At 65.4% G+C, this 15,992-nt stretch carries 21 protein-coding genes; 8 read left to right on the top strand and 13 right to left on the bottom strand.

The window, feature by feature from the left end:
* The first annotated feature begins 89 nt into the window (after nt 1-89).
* Nucleotides 90-743, top strand: a complete 654-nt coding sequence (locus JMF86_RS30500; RefSeq protein WP_011549225.1) for a TetR/AcrR family transcriptional regulator — start codon at nt 90-92, stop codon at nt 741-743.
* Between the two features lie 132 nt (nt 744-875).
* On the top strand, nt 876-1,583 hold the full coding sequence (locus JMF86_RS30495; protein ID WP_054928584.1) for a type 1 glutamine amidotransferase domain-containing protein: 708 nt from the start codon (nt 876-878) through the stop codon (nt 1,581-1,583).
* On the opposite strand, the gene JMF86_RS30490 is transcribed toward JMF86_RS30495, so the two are convergent.
* From JMF86_RS30490 to JMF86_RS30475, 4 genes are all read right to left on the bottom strand, one after another.
* Nucleotides 1,580-2,059: a MerR family transcriptional regulator gene (locus tag JMF86_RS30490; protein ID WP_197285618.1), complete on the bottom strand. Its 480-nt coding sequence runs from the start codon at nt 2,057-2,059 to the stop codon at nt 1,580-1,582. The two genes, JMF86_RS30495 and JMF86_RS30490, sit on opposite strands and share 4 nt — an antisense overlap.
* Before the next feature lie 123 nt (nt 2,060-2,182).
* Entirely contained in the window at nt 2,183-3,433 is a 1,251-nt protein-coding gene (locus tag JMF86_RS30485) for a trans-acting enoyl reductase family protein (protein WP_054928582.1), read from the bottom strand.
* A gap of 43 nt (nt 3,434-3,476) precedes the next feature.
* Entirely contained in the window at nt 3,477-4,394 is a 918-nt protein-coding gene (locus JMF86_RS30480) for an acetoacetate decarboxylase family protein (protein WP_054928581.1), read from the bottom strand.
* A gap of 158 nt (nt 4,395-4,552) precedes the next feature.
* Nucleotides 4,553-5,002: a MerR family transcriptional regulator gene (locus JMF86_RS30475; RefSeq protein ID WP_011549230.1), complete on the bottom strand. Its 450-nt coding sequence runs from the start codon at nt 5,000-5,002 to the stop codon at nt 4,553-4,555.
* Between the two features lie 167 nt (nt 5,003-5,169).
* On the opposite strand from JMF86_RS30475, the gene JMF86_RS30470 reads away from it, so the two are divergent.
* Nucleotides 5,170-6,000, top strand: a complete 831-nt coding sequence (locus tag JMF86_RS30470; protein ID WP_011549231.1) for an alpha/beta fold hydrolase — start codon at nt 5,170-5,172, stop codon at nt 5,998-6,000.
* 221 nt (nt 6,001-6,221) lie between these two features.
* Nucleotides 6,222-6,629 (top strand): DUF3224 domain-containing protein, encoded by a 408-nt coding sequence (locus JMF86_RS30465; protein WP_054928580.1) that lies wholly within the window; start codon nt 6,222-6,224, stop codon nt 6,627-6,629.
* 9 nt (nt 6,630-6,638) lie between these two features.
* On the opposite strand, the gene JMF86_RS30460 is transcribed toward JMF86_RS30465, so the two are convergent.
* From JMF86_RS30460 to JMF86_RS30440, 5 genes are all read right to left on the bottom strand, one after another.
* Entirely contained in the window at nt 6,639-8,204 is a 1,566-nt protein-coding gene (locus JMF86_RS30460) for a methyl-accepting chemotaxis protein (protein WP_054928579.1), read from the bottom strand.
* A 188-nt stretch (nt 8,205-8,392) separates the two neighbouring features.
* Nucleotides 8,393-8,623: a hypothetical protein gene (locus JMF86_RS30455; RefSeq protein ID WP_054928578.1), complete on the bottom strand. Its 231-nt coding sequence runs from the start codon at nt 8,621-8,623 to the stop codon at nt 8,393-8,395.
* Nucleotides 8,616-9,461: an MBL fold metallo-hydrolase gene (locus tag JMF86_RS30450; RefSeq protein ID WP_054928577.1), complete on the bottom strand. Its 846-nt coding sequence runs from the start codon at nt 9,459-9,461 to the stop codon at nt 8,616-8,618. Before JMF86_RS30450 ends, JMF86_RS30455 begins: the two co-directional genes overlap by 8 nt.
* Nucleotides 9,462-9,479: 18 nt before the next feature.
* Nucleotides 9,480-9,806 (bottom strand): hypothetical protein, encoded by a 327-nt coding sequence (locus JMF86_RS30445; RefSeq protein WP_054928576.1) that lies wholly within the window; start codon nt 9,804-9,806, stop codon nt 9,480-9,482.
* Nucleotides 9,799-10,329: a hypothetical protein gene (locus tag JMF86_RS30440; protein ID WP_027812064.1), complete on the bottom strand. Its 531-nt coding sequence runs from the start codon at nt 10,327-10,329 to the stop codon at nt 9,799-9,801. Before JMF86_RS30440 ends, JMF86_RS30445 begins: the two co-directional genes overlap by 8 nt.
* Before the next feature lie 169 nt (nt 10,330-10,498).
* Here JMF86_RS30440 and JMF86_RS30435 point away from each other — a divergent pair, with 169 nt between their 5' ends.
* Nucleotides 10,499-11,392, top strand: coding sequence for a LysR substrate-binding domain-containing protein (locus JMF86_RS30435; protein WP_054928597.1), 894 nt, complete (start codon nt 10,499-10,501; stop codon nt 11,390-11,392).
* Between the two features lie 57 nt (nt 11,393-11,449).
* On the opposite strand, the gene JMF86_RS30430 is transcribed toward JMF86_RS30435, so the two are convergent.
* Nucleotides 11,450-12,355: a LysR family transcriptional regulator gene (locus tag JMF86_RS30430; protein WP_054928575.1), complete on the bottom strand. Its 906-nt coding sequence runs from the start codon at nt 12,353-12,355 to the stop codon at nt 11,450-11,452.
* 116 nt (nt 12,356-12,471) lie between these two features.
* On the opposite strand from JMF86_RS30430, the gene JMF86_RS30425 reads away from it, so the two are divergent.
* Together JMF86_RS30425 and JMF86_RS30420 are read left to right on the top strand one after the other, a co-directional pair.
* Nucleotides 12,472-13,062, top strand: a complete 591-nt coding sequence (locus tag JMF86_RS30425) for a flavodoxin family protein (protein WP_023476726.1) — start codon at nt 12,472-12,474, stop codon at nt 13,060-13,062.
* A 74-nt stretch (nt 13,063-13,136) separates the two neighbouring features.
* The gene (locus JMF86_RS30420) at nt 13,137-14,192 is read left to right on the top strand and encodes an aldo/keto reductase (RefSeq protein WP_054928574.1); all 1,056 of its coding nucleotides are present in this window, start codon (nt 13,137-13,139) and stop codon (nt 14,190-14,192) included.
* Between the two features lie 87 nt (nt 14,193-14,279).
* Here JMF86_RS30420 and JMF86_RS30415 read toward each other — a convergent pair whose 3' ends face one another.
* The gene (locus JMF86_RS30415) at nt 14,280-14,507 is read right to left on the bottom strand and encodes a tautomerase family protein (protein ID WP_054928573.1); all 228 of its coding nucleotides are present in this window, start codon (nt 14,505-14,507) and stop codon (nt 14,280-14,282) included.
* A 42-nt stretch (nt 14,508-14,549) separates the two neighbouring features.
* A complete protein-coding gene (locus tag JMF86_RS30410; RefSeq protein WP_374039686.1) occupies nt 14,550-15,239 on the bottom strand; it encodes a carboxymuconolactone decarboxylase family protein in 690 nt (229 codons plus the stop codon).
* Nucleotides 15,240-15,249: 10 nt separating this feature from the next.
* Here JMF86_RS30410 and JMF86_RS30405 point away from each other — a divergent pair, with 10 nt between their 5' ends.
* Entirely contained in the window at nt 15,250-15,525 is a 276-nt protein-coding gene (locus JMF86_RS30405; protein WP_197285624.1) for a hypothetical protein, read from the top strand.
* Here JMF86_RS30405 and JMF86_RS30400 read toward each other — a convergent pair.
* Nucleotides 15,485-15,895: a cupin domain-containing protein gene (locus tag JMF86_RS30400; protein ID WP_054928571.1), complete on the bottom strand. Its 411-nt coding sequence runs from the start codon at nt 15,893-15,895 to the stop codon at nt 15,485-15,487. The two genes, JMF86_RS30405 and JMF86_RS30400, sit on opposite strands and share 41 nt — an antisense overlap.
* Nucleotides 15,896-15,992: the final 97 nt, after the last annotated feature.

The following is a 15,992-nucleotide window of genomic DNA, read 5'->3' as shown; positions in this document are numbered from 1 at the left end:
ACGAGGTTGCGTCAATGTAGACACTGTCAACTTGCCTGCGACGGATCATAGGACCACAATGTGTTCCTTGTCAACATAGGGGCAATACGATGTCGTTGGATGAGGATGCGGATGCCGGACAAAAGACTTATCACCACGGGGATCTGCGTCGCGCGATCATCGAAACGGCGCTCGATACGCTGCAGGAACAACAGGGCTGGCAGTTCACGTTGCGCGAAATCGCGCGGCGCGCGAACGTCAGCCACTCCGCGCCGTACCGGCATTTCCCGGACAAGGCCGCGCTGCTGCACGAGCTCGCGCTGATCGGTTTCGATCGCCTGCACGACGATCTCGTCGCGTCCGTCGATCCCTCGGCCGATGCACCGGATGTCCTGCTGGCGCTCGCCCATGCCCATCTCGCGTTCGGGCAACGCAACCCGGATCTGTATCGCCTGATGTTTGCCGCGGACGCGGGAGAGCCTTCGGATATCCATCTCGACCCGCGCGTGCAGGCACCCTTCCTGCTGGTCGTCGAGATCCTCGAACACGGGCAGCGTGCCGGCACGATTCGCCCGCGCCCGGCGCTGGGTCAGGCAACCGCGTGCTGGGCCCACCTCCATGGCCTGACGATGCTCGCGATCGACCGGCGGCTGGTGCGCGAGAAGGTCGGCGATCACGCGATCGAAGATGCGCTGACGACGTTGCTGGACGGACTCGTGCTGCCTGAGAAGCGCCCGCGGGCGACCAAGGCGAAAAAGTCTTGACCTTTAACTTCACTTGAAGGTTATGGTTTGCCTCGGCAGCGTATCGAGGCCATGGGTATGTGTACTGCCATCCGACAATCAGGCGGCGCGTCGAAGACGTTCGCCCGTGGCCGGTCACCAGGAAACCGCATCATGAGCAAGCGCATCCTTCACGTCGTCAGCAATGTCGCGCACTACGCCGATCCGTCGCAACCGACCGGCCTGTGGCTGTCGGAACTCACCCATGCCCATCACATCTTCGCGGCAAGAGGCTATGAGCAGCAGCTCGTGAGCCCGAAAGGCGGCGTGTCACCACTGGAACCGCGCTCGCTCAAATGGCCGCACGCCGACGCCGCGTCGAAGGCATGGCGCGCCGACAAGGCGAACGCGGCGCTGCTCGCGCACACCGCGCGCCCGGACGGGATCGATCCGGCCGGGTTCGACGCGATTTACTTCACTGGCGGCCATGCGGTGATGTGGGACTACCCGGACGATGCGGGACTGCAACGGCTCACGCGCGAGATCTACGAGCACGGTGGCATCGTGTCGTCGGTCTGCCACGGCTACTGCGGGTTGCTGAATACGAAGCTGTCGAACGGTTCGCTGCTGGTCGCCGGGCGCCGGATCACCGGCTACTCGTGGGTGGAGGAAATCCTGGCCGGCGTCGCGAAGAAGGTGCCGTACAACGTCGAACAGCAGATGCGGGAGCGTGGCGCGCGCTATGAGAAGGCGCTGCTGCCGTTCACGTCGAACGTCGTCGTCGACGGCCGCATCGTGACCGGCCAGAATCCGCAATCGGCAAAGGCAACGGCCGAACAGGTCGTCGCGCTGCTGTCACTCGGCGCGCCGGCGCACGTCTAACGGCCGGTCGTCCGGCGCGGCACCGGTTCGTCGCCGGTGTCGGCAGCGACGGCATCGCCCGGGTGCGCCGCATGCTCCGACCGGATTCGCGACAGCGGTCCTTTCGCGCGGGCCGCACGATCGACCGTATCGGGTTTCGCGCCGAGTCCGGCGATCAGTGCGACGACGTGCGCCTTGCTGCGCGCGAGCCGCACCTCCAGCGCCTCGATGTCCCGCACCTTGCGGCACAGTGCATCCAGCAACGGTCCGCATTGCCACTGCGTCAGGTCGGACGGCACCAGCGTGCGAATCTCGTCCAGACTGAAGTCCGCCCTCTGCGCCGCCGTGATCAGATCGAGCACCGTCACCGCTTCCTGCGGATACGTGCGATAGCCGTTCGCTTCGCGTTCGACCAGCGTCAACAAGCCGATGCGTTCGTAGAAACGGATGCGAGAAGGCGTAATTCCGGTGCGTTGCGCCAGTTCCCCGATCTTCATGTCCCGATACTCCCCGGCCGGAACGGATCCGGCCATTCATCCCCACCGCGACAGCCAGCACTCTCCTCACGTTGATTCGCTATCCGATATTTATCGTTACCTGCCCGATGACCGGATTCGCGCTCAGATCACCTCGAAACGCAAGCCCGCGTGGCGAACGAGACGGTCGATAAAACGCTGGTCGAACATCGTCGCGGGCGTCCAGAAACCGCCACCGCGCCCGGTCTTCACACCGTCACGGCTGCCATCGAGCGCGAGACTGATCGCAGCCTGGCCGAGCATCTTGCCGGTGGAGCCATAGCCCGGATCGCGATCGCCGGTGACTTTCACACGCAAGGTGCGCCCGTCGTCGGCGCGGCCGAAAAAGCGCAAATCGTAGCGGCCGGCCTGCTGCGCGTCGACGCTCGGCCCCTCGCCGGGCTTCGGCAGCAGGAAGCGCTCCATCAGGCCGCGCACCGGCGCGATGAGGACGCCCACCATGAATGCACCGAGGCCCGCCACCATCGTCAACGCGGTCACGCGCCCCTTCAGGCCCGTGCCCGTCATCACGGCTTCGTCATAGGTGAAGCGGCTGCCGTATGCATTGCCTGCCAGCGCATTGGAGCGGTGCACGACGCGCTCGTTGATCGCCGCCATCACGAACGGTGCGATCCACGCATCGCAGTCGCGATCGAATTCGGCGGATCGAACCGCATGCTGCCGCACCGTGAAGCCATGTCCTGGCGGGCACAGCGAATAAGGATCGAGGAGTGCCCGGCGCAATGCCGGATCGGCCGCCGCTTCGCGCACGACGTTGATCACGCTGGCCACGGTACCGCCCGACGCCCCGCCCTTCAGCGTCTTGACGCGCATCTTCACGTGAGTGGCCGGCACACTCCACTGCTGCCGCGCCTGTTGCTGCAGGAAGAACACGCCCATGTCGGACGGCACCGAATCGAAGCCGCAGCAATGCACGATGCGCGCGCCCGATTGCCGGGCCGCGGGCTCGTACTTGTCGATCATTCGTCTGATCCACTGCGTCTCGCCGGTGAGATCGCAATAATCAGTGCCGGTCTGCGCGCAGACCCTGACCAGCGGCTCGCCGTACAACGCGTAGGGACCGACGGTGGACACCACCACCTGCGTTTGCGCGCACAGCGCCCGTAGCTGCGCTTCGTCGGCCGCGTCGGCGACGAGGATCGGCACCGACTGCCCGGCCGCGCCGAGCGTATCCCGAACTTGCCTGAGCTTTGCGTCGGACCGTCCCGCGATCGCCCAGCGCAGCGTCTCGCCAGCACCCGCGCCGGACAGATAGTCGGACAGATAGCGGGCCAGAATCTGCCCGACGAAACTGGTGGCGCCGAATACGACGAGATCGTAGCTCGGTTGCGGCATGGATGACTCCTTCGGCGCGCGCACGTCGCACGCAGCCGTATCGTTAGCGTGGCTTTCGGGGTTCATCGAAGGCCGTCAACGGCGTCGGCAGATTCAGCACCAGTTGCGCATCCTCGACCACGTCGAGACGCATGATCGTGGATGCACCGAGTCCGTCGAGCAACTGGCTCAGCGGGCCGCCGTGCCGCACCAGCTCGACGTTGCGCGGCAACAGGCGCTGCGCGAACGACAGCATGTTGGTCTGCACCGACGACTGGTGCCATTCACCGTCGATGCGATTGATCATCGTCGTGGTGCCCATGTGCGATTGCGACGGAACTTGCGTCAGCGCCGGCAGCGGCACGCTCAGGCTCAAATCCGGCCGGCCGCCCGGGCCAGCGATACGTGCGCGCGCCGTGGCGCCGATGTCCACGTCGATATCCGCGAGCCATTTCGGCAACTGATAACCGTGTACACCACGCACCCGTGCGATTTCAGTCGTGACCGGCAACGCCAGCACGTGCGCGAAGAAACTCCGGCGCCGCATCGAGTCGATCAGCTCGAGCGCGTGCGAGCCTTTCGCGCCGGGCCGGCGGATCACCACCGCGACCGATACTTCGTCATACGGATCGTTGTCACACACCGCGTACGAAAAAAACGTCAGCGCGACAAGCCCGTAGCCGGGCAGCGCCCGCAGCGGTTCGAGCGGTACGGGGAGCATGGTTCTCAGGCGGTCGAGCGGCGCCAGGAACAGTAGCTGAATGCTGCTGGAGCGATAGTAGAAGTTCGGCGCCCACGTCGGACCCACGCGCGACATCACCTGACGCTTCGGAATCCTCCGGAAAAAATCGATGTTCCCCGCGGCAGGGTCGCGCGCCACCGCGTCCAGGTCCGGATTCATCCGGAACCGGTCGTAGTACCCGCCCTCGGGCACGTCGACCGTATGCGGTCCGAATTCGACCTGTGTAAAACGCCTGTCCATGCTCGTTGTCTCCCGTCGATGGTCGACCGTGGCAGGCAACACCCGGAGCCTGCTGATTCACCGTCGTCAGCAAGCACTCTAAGCTTTAAGTCAACTTCAAGGTCAAGGCACTGAATAGAGGAATGAGTCGGACTGCGGCTGCGCGTTTTGCCAGCCGGTCATTTGGCCGCCGTACGGCTCTTCTTGCCGCGAATCGGCACCACGCCGTGATCGCGCAGCCGCTCCATCACCCAGCGCGTGCGCTCGGTACAGTCCAGCTCGGTCGGCCGGTTCCTGATACTGTCGATCGCGACGAGCAGCTGCGCCTTGTTTTCCTTGAGGCGCTTCTGCATCGCCTCGATCTCGGCGACCTTCCGTTCGAGTGCCGCCACCAGTCCGTCGTGCTGCCAGTTGCCGGCTTTCACCGGCAGCAGATGACGGATCTGTTCGAGCGAGAACCCCGCGCTCTGCGCGCTCGAAATGATCTCGAGCATCCACACCGCGTTGTCGGCGTAATCGCGATAGCCGTTCGCGCTGCGTTCGACGGCCGTGATGAGCCCTTCAGCCTCGTAAAAGCGGATCCGTGACGCCGAAATCCCGCTGAGCTTCGCGAGCTCCCCGATTCTCATACCTGCCTCGCCTGCGTATTGACATTAAACCTAACTTTAAACCTAGAGTTGTCGTGTCGCCAAGCCGGGCAGACGGCCGATACCGCCGTACATGCCGCGCCGGTCTGGCGATCGCGGCAACCGCAAGTGCGCCGTGCATCGATATCGCCCACCGAACAGGAGCAGACATGGGATACGTCACCACGAAAGATGGCGTCGACATCTTCTACAAGGACTGGGGTCCGCGCGACGCCCAGGTGATCTTTTTTCATCATGGCTGGCCGCTCAGCGCCGACGACTGGGATGCGCAGATGCTGTTCTTCCTCGCCCAGGGCTACCGCGTGATCGCGCATGACCGTCGCGGCCACGGACGCTCCAGCCAGGTGTGGGACGGCCACGACATGGATCACTATGCGGACGACGTCGCCGCGGTCGTGAATCATCTCGGCGTGCAGGGTGCCGTTCACGTCGGCCATTCCACCGGCGGCGGCGAAGTCATCCACTATGTCGCGCGTCACGGCGAGGATCGCGTCGCCAAGGCCGTGCTGATCAGCGCCGTCCCGCCGCTGATGGTCAAGACCGACAGCAATCCCGGCGGCCTGCCGAAGGACGTGTTCGACAATCTCCAGGCACAGCTCGCGGCGAACCGCGCGCAGTTCTACTACGACGTGCCGGCCGGCCCGTTCTACGGCTACAACCGCACCGGCTCGACACCGTCGCAGGGCGTCATCTGGAACTGGTGGCGACAAGGCATGATGGGCAGCGCGAAAGCTCACTACGACGGGATCGTCGCGTTCTCGCAGACCGACTTCACCGAAGACCTGAAAAGCACCACGATTCCCGTTCTCGTGATGCACGGCGACGACGACCAGATCGTTCCGTATGCGGATTCCGGCCTCCTGTCGGCGAAACTGGCGAGGAACAGCACGCTGAAGGTCTACGCGGGCTTCCCGCACGGCATGCCGACGTCCAACGCCGACACGATCAACGCCGATCTGCTCGCGTTCATCCGCAGCTGAACGCGGCGGATGCCGGCGCGGCCTTCAGTCTGGGCGCAGGCGGGAGGCCGCGTGAAAACGGCGGGCAAACGGGCCGCAGGCGCTCAAGGATCGATTCATCGACGAGTTGTCTCAGTTGAAAGCGCTTTATCGGCCGGCCGGCGATTGACGCATCACGATCCGCCCATCGCCGACAGCATTCGCCTATAGTGCCGATTGCCCATTCAACGAGGAGAACAGTCATGACACTGCAGGCCCGCGGTCCGTTCGAAGTGAAACTGAATCCGGAACCCTTGAGCAACGTCGCGGAAGGCAGCGGGCTCGGCCGCATGTCGCTGGACAAGCATTTTCACGGCGATCTGGAAGCCGTGAGCCAAGGTGAAATGCTCGCGTTTCGCAGCAGCGTTCAGGGCTCGGCCGGCTACGTGGCGATGGAAACCGTCAAAGGCGTGCTCGGCGGACGCAAGGGCAGCTTCGTGCTGCAGCACAGCTCCACCATGACGCGCGGGCAGCCGACGCAGTCGATCACGGTCGTGCCCGATTCCGGCACGGACGAATTGCTCGGGCTGTCCGGCGCGATGCGCATCGACATCGACAACGGCCAGCATGCGTACCGCTTCGACTACGCATTGCCTGACGCGCCGCAATAAGCCCGCCCGTCACGCGAGCGCTGCTTCTCGCAGGCGGAACTGCGCGACCGCCGCGCTCAGCCGCGCGCCCTGTTCGTCGAGCGACAGCGCCGCGGCCGCCGCCTCCTCGACCAGCGCGGCATTGCGCTGCATCGTCTGCTCCATCTGGATTACCGCGGCGTTCACCTGCTCGATGCCCGACGACTGCTCGTCGAACGCCTGGCTGGTTTCGCCCATGATCGCGTTGACGCGCTCGACCGCCGCGACGAGCTCGGTCATCGCCGAGCCGGCCAGCGCGACGAGGCTGCTGCCGTCTTCGACGCGTCGCGCGGAATGACCGATCAGGTCGCGAATTTCCTTCGCCGCCGCCGCACAGCGCTGCGCGAGCCCGCGCACCTCGGTGGCGACGACCGCGAACCCGCGCCCCTGCTCGCCCGCGCGCGCGGCTTCGACGGCGGCGTTCAACGCGAGGATGTTCGTTTGAAACGCGATGCTCTCGATCACGCCGACGATGCCGGAAATGCGCGTGGAGCTCGTCGAAATCTCCGACATGGTCGCGACGACGCGCTGCATCGCTTCGCCGCCGCGCGACGCGATGCCGGCCGCGCCCTCGACGTACGTGCGCGCATCGCGCGCGTTGTCCGCGTTCTGGCGCACGGCCGCCGTCAGTTGCTCGACGCTCGCGGCCGCCTGCTGCAGCGACACGGCCTGCTGCTCGGTGCGTGCGGACAGGTCGACGTTGCCGCTCGCGATCGTGCGCACGTCGCCGACGATCGTCTCGGTGCTCGCACGCACCTGGCTCACGGTATCGACGAGGCCGTCCTGCATCCGCTTCAGCGCATTCAGCAGATACGCCATCTCGTTCTCGCCCGGGACGACGACGGTGCCGGTCAGGTCGCCTTTCGCGATTTTCTCGAACTGATCGACCGCGAGATTGATCGGCTCGATGATCGCCTTCGCGAGCACGCGCTGCGCAACGAAGCCGACGACGAGCGCCAGCACCGCAACCGCCCCCATCCCCCACACGATCCGGTGGAAATTCACGCCGGCCGCCTCGTAGCGGGCCTTCTGGCGCGCGACCTGGAACGATTCGAGCGCGTCGATCGCCTCCTGGTAGGCGGCGAACAACGCCGGCGGCGCGGTGCGCTGCGTGTCGAGGAAGTTGAATGCGTCGTCGCCGTCGAGTTGCGACAGCGCCTTCAGGAACACGCGGTCGAGCTGCGCGCGCCGACGACTTTGCAGCGTGTCGAACAGCGCCTGCTCGCTGGCGTCGCGCGCATGCAGACGCGTGTACGCGTCCAGTTCGTCGTTGCTCTGCTTGAGCAATGTGTGAAGTTGCGCAACTTCCTCCTTCGCGGGCTGACCGGCGCTGATGATCTGCGCGACGTCGCTCATGCGTTCGCGCAGCACGAGCATCCGCTCGGAGCTGGTCTTCAGGTGCAGCAGCGACGCGGTGTCGTCGCGGTACATCGCCTCGAGCGAACCGTTGCCGATGGTGAGGGCCGCGATACCCGCACCGACCACCAGCACGAGCAGCACGGTATAGCCGGCGATGGTCGCGACGAGGCCACCACGGATAGTGAGTTGTTTTCGCATGACGTTCCCTTGAGCCGGCCGGGCACGGCCAGCGGCGGAGGTGAATTCCGGAACACGAACGGCGCGCGCCATGACGCACTACGCGGCGCGGGGTTGCGAACGAGTTAACGGCGCGGGGAACGGGCGGCTTTTATCCGCACGCGACACGAATCTTGACGATTGCGACAGAGAGGGAAGGCGCAGCGCGACTACCGGCAGTCGGCGAGCCTCGAACGAATTTCGTCGGCCGGTGCGCCGCGCTGGTGCGTGGCGATCGGCCAAACGTTTCCGCGCGCGTCCTTCACCATCAGCCGCCGGTCGCCGGACGGCGTGTCGGCGGGCGCTTCCAGCGGAATCGCCTGCAATGCGAGCGTCCGTCGACAGATCGAATCGGAGTCGTCGACATACACGTACGGAAACGCCTGTATCGCGTCAGGCATCGGTCTCGTAAAACAGGCCGTATTCGCCGTTCGTTCGCCTGATTCGCGCGAACCCGGGTTCGCCCAGATGCATGCCGGCGATCAGCAGCCCTTCCGAGCTGACCCGGTCCAGCAGCCGCGAACGCGTCGTCGCTGCCTGCGACGCATCCTGGTCGAACGCAATCGACACGTCCGGCCGCTTGATCTGGATGTGCGGAAAATGCACGATGTCGCCCCACACGAGCAGGCCTTGATCGCCGGATGCGAGCAGGTATCCGGTATGCCCGTCGGTATGCCCCGGTAGCGGAATGGCGGCGATTCCGGGAAGCACCTCGCCTTCCTCGAAGGTCCGGAGCGCGTCGCTGTAAGCGTCGAATACCTGACGCGCGATCCGGAAATTGCCGCGGGCACGCTCGCTGGCGCGGCTCAGGTTGCCGTCGTCCCGCCAGAATGCAACCTCGCGTCGATGCGCGACCAGCTCCGCATTCGGAAACGCGACGTGTCCATCGGCATGCACCAGCCCGCCGACATGGTCGGGATGGGCGTGGGTGAGCAGGACGGTGTCGATCGCGGCAGGCTCGATGCCGACGAGCCGCAAATTGTCCATCAGGCGGCCGCCCCATTGCTTGATGCCGCCGGCCCCGGCGTCGATGAGCACCGTGCGGCCCGCGCCGCGCACCACGTAGCAGTTGATGTGCACGGCGGACAGCACCTGCTGCCCGGCCGCACGCTGCATCCCGGCGGCGTCGGTCGCGTCGATATTCGACAGGAAATCGAGGCTGGCCGTGAGGTAGCCGTCGCTGATCGCGGTGATCGTGAAATCCCCGACACGCTGGCCGGGAAACGTAACGTTGGACATCGTGCTTCTCCGTAGCGGCTAGTTTCGGGCGTGAAGGTTCGATGCGGCATGACCGAAGCAACGGATGCGTGCGGTCAACCCGGTGCGCCGGACGATGGCGTGATCCAGCGTTTCCATGAATGCGTTCATGACCGCGGGCGGGCGAGACGGCGCGTCGCGATACTGGATTTCCGCGAAAACGGGATGCCCGCAGCCATGCCGAACCGCGACGTAAATGACGTGGACGTTCGTGATTTCTGCCTGAAGGACCCGCGTACAAAGGTCGATGCAGTCGTCGGACAGCTCGGCGAGGCGCGCGTCCGGCGGCATGCGTTCCGCATCGATATGGAAAGTCACGTTAGGCATCGCGGGCCGCCTTCGTCAGTTGTTCGGTCATCGGCGTGTAAAGGTAAAGGCCGGCCGGCACGTTGTCGCCAAGCGGAGCGGCGCGCCGCGGCAGGACCGCGAGCCAGCGGCGCGCCGGAAACTGTTCCAGTGCGACGGCCTGCATGGCCAGCGGCTTCAGGCCCAGTTCGATCAGCAAGTCGGGCCCGCCGGCGCTCAGCACGAGCAGCTCGTCGGCATTGACCGCCGGCGCACGACCGATGTCGCTGTAGAGATTGCGGTGCCAGTCGGTGATGTGCTGCTGCCATCGCGCGAAATTGCCGCCGCCTTTTTGCCGATATTCATCGCCGGTCAGCACGTCGAGGCCGTCGATCGTGTGAACGGCCAGATAAACGGGGCAGCCGTCGCTGATCGCCTTGAAACGCTGCGACGTGTGAAAACCAGCCACCGAGATGAGGGCCGGCAGCTTGTCGAGGCTGTAGAAGTCGTTCCATTCGGCTTCGCTGGCAGGGTCGGCGAAGCTGCATTCCACGGTGTAGATCATCGGATTTTCCTTCGTTACGGATGCACATCCCGCACGTCGAATGCAGGATATTCAGTGCAGTGACGTAATGCTAATCTGCTGGTTTCCGCGTAGATATCGACTTAAAGTCAGCCTTCAGTGATATTTGTTCAAGCTGACGGCCGAACGCGGTACGACCCACGAGACCCCGATGCGACGCAAGATCCCGAGCAATTCCGCGCTCCTGGCCTTCGAGGCGGCAGCCCGACATGGCAGCTTCGCCCGCGCCGCCGATGAGCTGGCGCGCACCGAGGGCGCCGTCAGTCGCCAGATCGGCCGGCTGGAGGCGTTCCTCGGCGTGACGCTGTTCGAGCGCGTCGGCAACCGGGTGCGGCTTGCCCCCAACGGCACGCGATACGCAGTGCAGGTGCGCGAGATTCTGGATCGGCTGGAACGGGACAGCCTGTATCTGATGGGGCAGCCCGTGGAAGGCGCGAGCATCGACATCGCCGCGATCCCGACCTTCGCGACCCGCTGGCTGATCCCGCGGCTGAAGCGCTTTCAGGATCGCCATCTGAACGTCACCGTGCATATCGCCGAACGGATGGAACCCTTCCTGCTGGCCGGCAGCGGATTCGACGCGGCCATTCACTTCGAGCATCCGGCCTGGGCCGGCATGCATCTGCATCCGCTGCTGGAGGAGGTGCTGGTACCCGTCTGCAGTCCGGCGCTTCTCGAACGCGTTGGCGCGAACCCGTCGCTGGACGCGCTGCCGCGCCTTCACCGGCGGCAGAATCCGGACGCGTGGCAGCGCTATGCCGACGAGACCGGCATCGTGCTGACCAATTCGGCGGTCGGCCCGCGATACGATCTCCATTCGATGCTGATCGAGGCCGCGCTGGCCGGCCTGGGCGTCGCGCTGGTGCCGCGCCTTTACATCGGGGCCGAGCTCGAACAGGGGCGTCTGGTCGCGCCCTGGCCCGACGGCACGGCGGTGACGAAAAACTTCTGCCTCGTGCTGCCGGAGCCGATCGAATTGAGCGCGGCGCCGGTGCGGGCGTTTGCGGAATGGGTGCTGGGCGAGGCGCGAGGTTTGGCGCGTTGATGCCGCGCCCGCTGTTCATCGCGACACGGATTCGTAAGGGCCTGCTCCGCCGCCCCGCTAATCCAGATACGGCTCCAACACGCCCCCGATCCAGTCCATGAAAGCCCGCACGCGCGGCGAAAGATTGCGCCGATGCGCGACGACGAGCGACGCGGCAAGCGGCTCGGGCCGCAAGTCGGGCAACACCTCCACGAGCGCGCCGCTTTCGATGTGATGCGCGAGCGCCGAATAGCCGGCCTGGATCAGTCCGATGCCCGCCAGCCCGGCCGCATGATAAGTCTGCACACTGTTGACCTGCATCGCGCTGGGCAACGGCAACCACGCATAGCCGTCGCCGTCCGGGTATTCCCAGCCGGGATGCCGCGCGCCGAGCGTCAGCGTGTAGTGGATCATCCTGTGCCCTTGGCTGTGCAGATCGGCGAGCGTATGCGGCACACCATGCCGCGCCAGATAGTCGGGGCTCGCCGCATTCGTCATGCGCAGCTTGCCAAGCGGCCGGGCAATCAGCGTCTCGTCGGCGATCGGGCCCAGCCGGATCACGCAGTCGAACCCTTCCCGAACGAGATCGACACGCCGGTCGGTGCTGGAAAGCTCCAACTCCAGATCCGGATGCGCGGCCATCAGTTGCGGCAGCGCCGGCACCACGACGCTGCGAGCCAGTTCCGTCGGCATGTCCACGCGCAACCTGCCGCGCAGCGATGTACCGCGCCCCGAGAACATCGACTGCAATTCCTGTACTTCGGCGAGCAGGTCGGTTGCGCGCGCATAGAACGCGCGTCCGTCTTCGGTGAGCTGCACGCGCCGCGTGGTCCGATGCAGCAGTGCGACGCCCATGTCCCGTTCGAGCGTGCGGACGACCGTCGATACCCGTCCTTTCTGAATTCCGAGGCTTTCAGCCGCACGCGTGAAGCTCGCCATTTCGGCGACACGGGCAAAAATCAAAAGTGCATCAAGGTTCTGCATTGTTCATCCGGAAAGTAACAGAACGTTCAATCTGTCGTCGTTTATCACCCGATCGCGGCTCGCTAGAGTGGTTTCCCACGTCGTCCGAACGACGCTCCAAACGAAAGGAAACCCTCATGGATCAACTCAACCCGCCGGTGAAAACGGCCGTCGTCTACCACTCCGGCTACGGCCATACGCAACGCATGGCCGCCGCCGTCGCGGACGGCGCCGGCGCCGCACTCGTCGCGATCGATGCCGACGGCAACCTTGCCGACGACGCGTGGAACACATTGGCCGACGCCGATGCAATCCTGTTCGGCTCGCCGACCTACATGGGCGGCCCGAGCTGGCAGTTCAAGAAGTTCGCGGACGCGTCGTCGAAGGTCTGGTTCGAAAGCGGATGGCAAAACAAGATCTTCGGCGGCTTCACCAATAGCGCCAGCATCAACGGCGACAAGCTCAATACGCTCGAATACTTCTTCCTGCTGGCCGGCCAGCACGGCGGCATCTGGGTCAGCATGGACATCAAGCCGGCGAATCTGAAAGCGTCGACGCGCGACGACCTGAACCGCATGGGCGCCTACATCGCGCCGATGGCGCAGACGCCGGCCGATGCGTCGCCCGAAGAGATGTCGCCGGGCGATCTCGAAACGGCCCGCCGCTATGGCGCACGCGTCGCGGCGATTGCCGGGCAGTTGCGGGCCGGCCAATCACGCTCCAACTAACATTCCGCCGTTCATGCGGGGCGCCACCGGCCGACGCCTCGCATTGTGTCCGGCCGATTCTGAAGGGCGCTGCAATGAAATACAAGCAATTGGGCCGCACCGGCCTGTACGTGTCCGAGCTGTGTCTCGGCACGATGACGATGGGCGGCAACGCGGATGCCGGCATGTGGGCGGCGATCGGCGCGGTCGGCCAGGACGACACGAACCGCTTGATTGCCCGCGCGCTCGACGCAGGCATCAACTTCATCGACACCGCCGATATTTACTCGTTCGGCCAGGCCGAACGCGTGGTCGGGCAAGCGCTGCGCGATCTCGGCGTCCCGCGCCACGAGATCGTGCTGGCGACGAAGACGGCCGGCGTGATGGGCGCGGGCCCGAACGACCAGGGCGCGTCGCGCGGTCACATCATGGATTCGGTGCGGCGCAGCCTCGAGCGGCTGCAGGTCGACCATATCGACCTGTACCAGATTCACGCGAGCGACCCCGTCACGCCGATCGAGGAGACGCTGCGCGCGCTCGACGATCTTACGCGACAGGGGCTGATCCGTTACGTCGGCGTGTCGAACTGGCGCGCGGGCAAGATCGGTAAAGCGCTCGGCCTGAGTGCCGCGCTGCACGCCACGCGCTTCGAGACGCTGCAGGCCTACTACTCGATCGCCGGGCGCGACGTGGAGCGCGAACTCGTTCCGCTCGCCGTCGACGAGCAGATGGGGCTGCTCGTCTGGTCGCCGCTCGCCGGCGGATTGCTGTCGGGCAAGTTCGGCCCCGGTGCGGCGACCGAAGCAGGTTCGCGGCGCGGCCATTTCGATTTTCCGCCGGTCGATCTGGATCGGGCCTGGCCGTGCGTCGCGGAAATGCGCGCGATTGCCGGCGCGCATCGCGTGTCGGTCGCGCGGATCGCGCTCGCGTGGTTGCTCGCCAGGCCGGCAGTCACGAGCGTCATCATCGGCGCCAAGCGGATCGACCAGCTCGACGACAATCTCGGCGCGGTCGATGTCGTCCTGACCGACGATGAGCTGGCGCGTCTCGATGCCGTGAGCGCGTTGCCGCCCTGCTATCCCGGCTGGATGATCGCGCGTCAGGAAGCGGGCAGGATTCCCGGGCCGTTTACGCGCACCGCGTCGAAATAGGAGCGGCGGCACTTCATCTCACCGGCGGTTCGATGCGGGCGGTGGCAAAGCTGCTCGTGTCGAACCGGGTGGGCGTGCGACGTGTGCTTACATCCGATAGCCCGGTTTCTTGTACAACGTTCCGGAACGCGCATCGATATCCGGACGATAGACCTCTTCCTTCCACCTGTCCGACGGAATCTCCTCGAAACCAACTGAAACGGATTCCTCACCATAACCGAGTATGTCCATCACGTCGCGCGTGATGGCGTCCGCGAGACGTTGCTTCTGTTCCTCGGTCTTCCCGGGCCAGGCTTTGACGATGACGTGGGGCATGACATCCTTCTCCGAAATTCGAAACGACCGCGTGCACGCGCATCACGCCGCGCGCCGTGAAAATACGTCCTTGAATACCGGCATCGCCGAAAAGACGTTCGGCCATCCCGCGTAGAAAGCCAGTTGCGTCAACGTCTCGGACGCTTCGGCCTGCGTGAGCCCGTTGTCCATCGCACGATTCAGGTGATACGGGATCTGCGCGACCTGGCCGTTGGCGACGAGCGCGCTCACCGTCACCAGGCTGCGGTCGCGCGGCGCGAGCCCGGGGCGCAGCCACAAGTCGCGAAACAGCGCATCGGTCGTGTACTCGACCACGCCGGGCGCGACCGCGCCGAAGTTTTCCGAGACCGTCCGCGCACGCTGCGCCTCGGCCGCCTCGTTCAGCGGCAGCGGCGTGACGTCCGCCGGCGCGAGCTGATCGGGCCCGATGCCGCGTTCGTCATAGACGTGCTTGACGATGATCGATGCGGCGCTCGCGTTGGCCCATCCCGCGTAAAAAGCCAGATGCGCGATCATTTCCGATATTTCCGCAGGCTTCACGCCGTGATCCAGCGCGAGGCGCGCATGCAGCGGCATCTCGACGGTCTGGCTGCGGGCGATCAGCACCGACAGCGTCACGATGCTGCGATCGCGCGGCGACAGGTGCGGCCGCTTCCACAGGCCGTCGAATACGGTATGGCTCGTGTATCGCTCGAAGGCCGGGGCAACCGCCTTCAAGGCGTCAACAGACAAGGGTTCCTGCATGGTGTCGGTCCTTTGCATGGTGGTGCACGCGGCGGCGAGCAATGCCAGGCCCGTCGCGGCGACGAATCGCGACAGGCGCCGCGTGCGATCGTCAACGCGCGCCGAGCTGCGCATCGGTGACGTGTTCGGCCCGGTTGACGTCGCGCCCATCGAGTGCCTCCCGAAGCGCGACCTGCGTGCCGCTGCGGCGAACGACGCGCGGGCCGGCATCGAATTCAAGGCTGCTGGCGTATTCATCGCGGTTCGCCGCTGCCGAGGTATTGCTCGTCCGTAACCTTCTCCAGCCAGTGGACGTTCTTGCCGTCGAGCGCTTCCTGAATCGCGACGTGAGTCATCGCGGTGGTCAACGTCGCACCGTGCCAGTGCTTGTGGCCCGGCGGGCACCAGATCACGTCGCCCGCGCGGATCTCGACGCGCGGTTCGCCGTCGCATTGCGTCCAGCCGCAGCCGGCGGTCACGAGCAGCGTCTGGCCGAGCGGATGCGTATGCCACGCGGTGCGGGCGCCCGGCTCGAACGTCACGCTGGCGCACGATACGCGCGCCGGCGGCGGCGGTGCGTTCAGCGGATCGATCCGGACCGTGCCGGTGAACCATTCGTCGGGGCCCTTGATCGAGGGCTGCGAGCCCGCGCGCTTCAGTTCCATGATGTCGTCCTCTACCGAAAAGGGTGCCGCATGGATCGCTCCAGCGGCCAGCCATCCCACTTTAATGATTCGCGATTCATGCGACTAGATGGCAAAA

Origin of the sequence: Burkholderia sp. E168m15, from assembly GCF_016586105.1 — a bacterium.
GTDB classification, from domain to species: Bacteria; Pseudomonadota; Gammaproteobacteria; order Burkholderiales; family Burkholderiaceae; genus Burkholderia; species Burkholderia orbicola.
This window is presented reverse-complemented; position numbering and strand designations above follow the sequence as displayed.

Excerpts from the sequence above, each read along its gene's own strand:
- JMF86_RS30495 (WP_054928584.1), top strand. The coding sequence starts at position 876 with ATGAGCAAGCGCATCCTTCACGTCGTCAGCAATGTCGCGCACTACGCC.
- JMF86_RS30435 (WP_054928597.1), top strand. The coding sequence starts at position 10,499 with ATGCGACGCAAGATCCCGAGCAATTCCGCGCTCCTGGCCTTCGAGGCG.
- JMF86_RS30455 (WP_054928578.1), bottom strand. The coding sequence starts at position 8,623 with ATGCCTGACGCGATACAGGCGTTTCCGTACGTGTATGTCGACGACTCC.
- JMF86_RS30490 (WP_197285618.1), bottom strand. The coding sequence starts at position 2,059 with ATGAAGATCGGGGAACTGGCGCAACGCACCGGAATTACGCCTTCTCGC.
- JMF86_RS30415 (WP_054928573.1), bottom strand. The coding sequence starts at position 14,507 with ATGCCCCACGTCATCGTCAAAGCCTGGCCCGGGAAGACCGAGGAACAG.
- JMF86_RS30420 (WP_054928574.1), top strand. The coding sequence starts at position 13,137 with ATGAAATACAAGCAATTGGGCCGCACCGGCCTGTACGTGTCCGAGCTG.
- JMF86_RS30440 (WP_027812064.1), bottom strand. The coding sequence starts at position 10,329 with ATGATCTACACCGTGGAATGCAGCTTCGCCGACCCTGCCAGCGAAGCC.
- JMF86_RS30400 (WP_054928571.1), bottom strand. The coding sequence starts at position 15,895 with ATGGAACTGAAGCGCGCGGGCTCGCAGCCCTCGATCAAGGGCCCCGAC.
- JMF86_RS30480 (WP_054928581.1), bottom strand. The coding sequence starts at position 4,394 with ATGGACAGGCGTTTTACACAGGTCGAATTCGGACCGCATACGGTCGAC.
- JMF86_RS30475 (WP_011549230.1), bottom strand. The coding sequence starts at position 5,002 with ATGAGAATCGGGGAGCTCGCGAAGCTCAGCGGGATTTCGGCGTCACGG.
- JMF86_RS30470 (WP_011549231.1), top strand. The coding sequence starts at position 5,170 with ATGGGATACGTCACCACGAAAGATGGCGTCGACATCTTCTACAAGGAC.
- JMF86_RS30405 (WP_197285624.1), top strand. The coding sequence starts at position 15,250 with ATGGTGTCGGTCCTTTGCATGGTGGTGCACGCGGCGGCGAGCAATGCC.
- JMF86_RS30425 (WP_023476726.1), top strand. The coding sequence starts at position 12,472 with ATGGATCAACTCAACCCGCCGGTGAAAACGGCCGTCGTCTACCACTCC.
- JMF86_RS30430 (WP_054928575.1), bottom strand. The coding sequence starts at position 12,355 with ATGCAGAACCTTGATGCACTTTTGATTTTTGCCCGTGTCGCCGAAATG.
- JMF86_RS30465 (WP_054928580.1), top strand. The coding sequence starts at position 6,222 with ATGACACTGCAGGCCCGCGGTCCGTTCGAAGTGAAACTGAATCCGGAA.
- JMF86_RS30500 (WP_011549225.1), top strand. The coding sequence starts at position 90 with ATGTCGTTGGATGAGGATGCGGATGCCGGACAAAAGACTTATCACCAC.
- JMF86_RS30445 (WP_054928576.1), bottom strand. The coding sequence starts at position 9,806 with ATGCCTAACGTGACTTTCCATATCGATGCGGAACGCATGCCGCCGGAC.
- JMF86_RS30460 (WP_054928579.1), bottom strand. The coding sequence starts at position 8,204 with ATGCGAAAACAACTCACTATCCGTGGTGGCCTCGTCGCGACCATCGCC.
- JMF86_RS30485 (WP_054928582.1), bottom strand. The coding sequence starts at position 3,433 with ATGCCGCAACCGAGCTACGATCTCGTCGTATTCGGCGCCACCAGTTTC.
- JMF86_RS30450 (WP_054928577.1), bottom strand. The coding sequence starts at position 9,461 with ATGTCCAACGTTACGTTTCCCGGCCAGCGTGTCGGGGATTTCACGATC.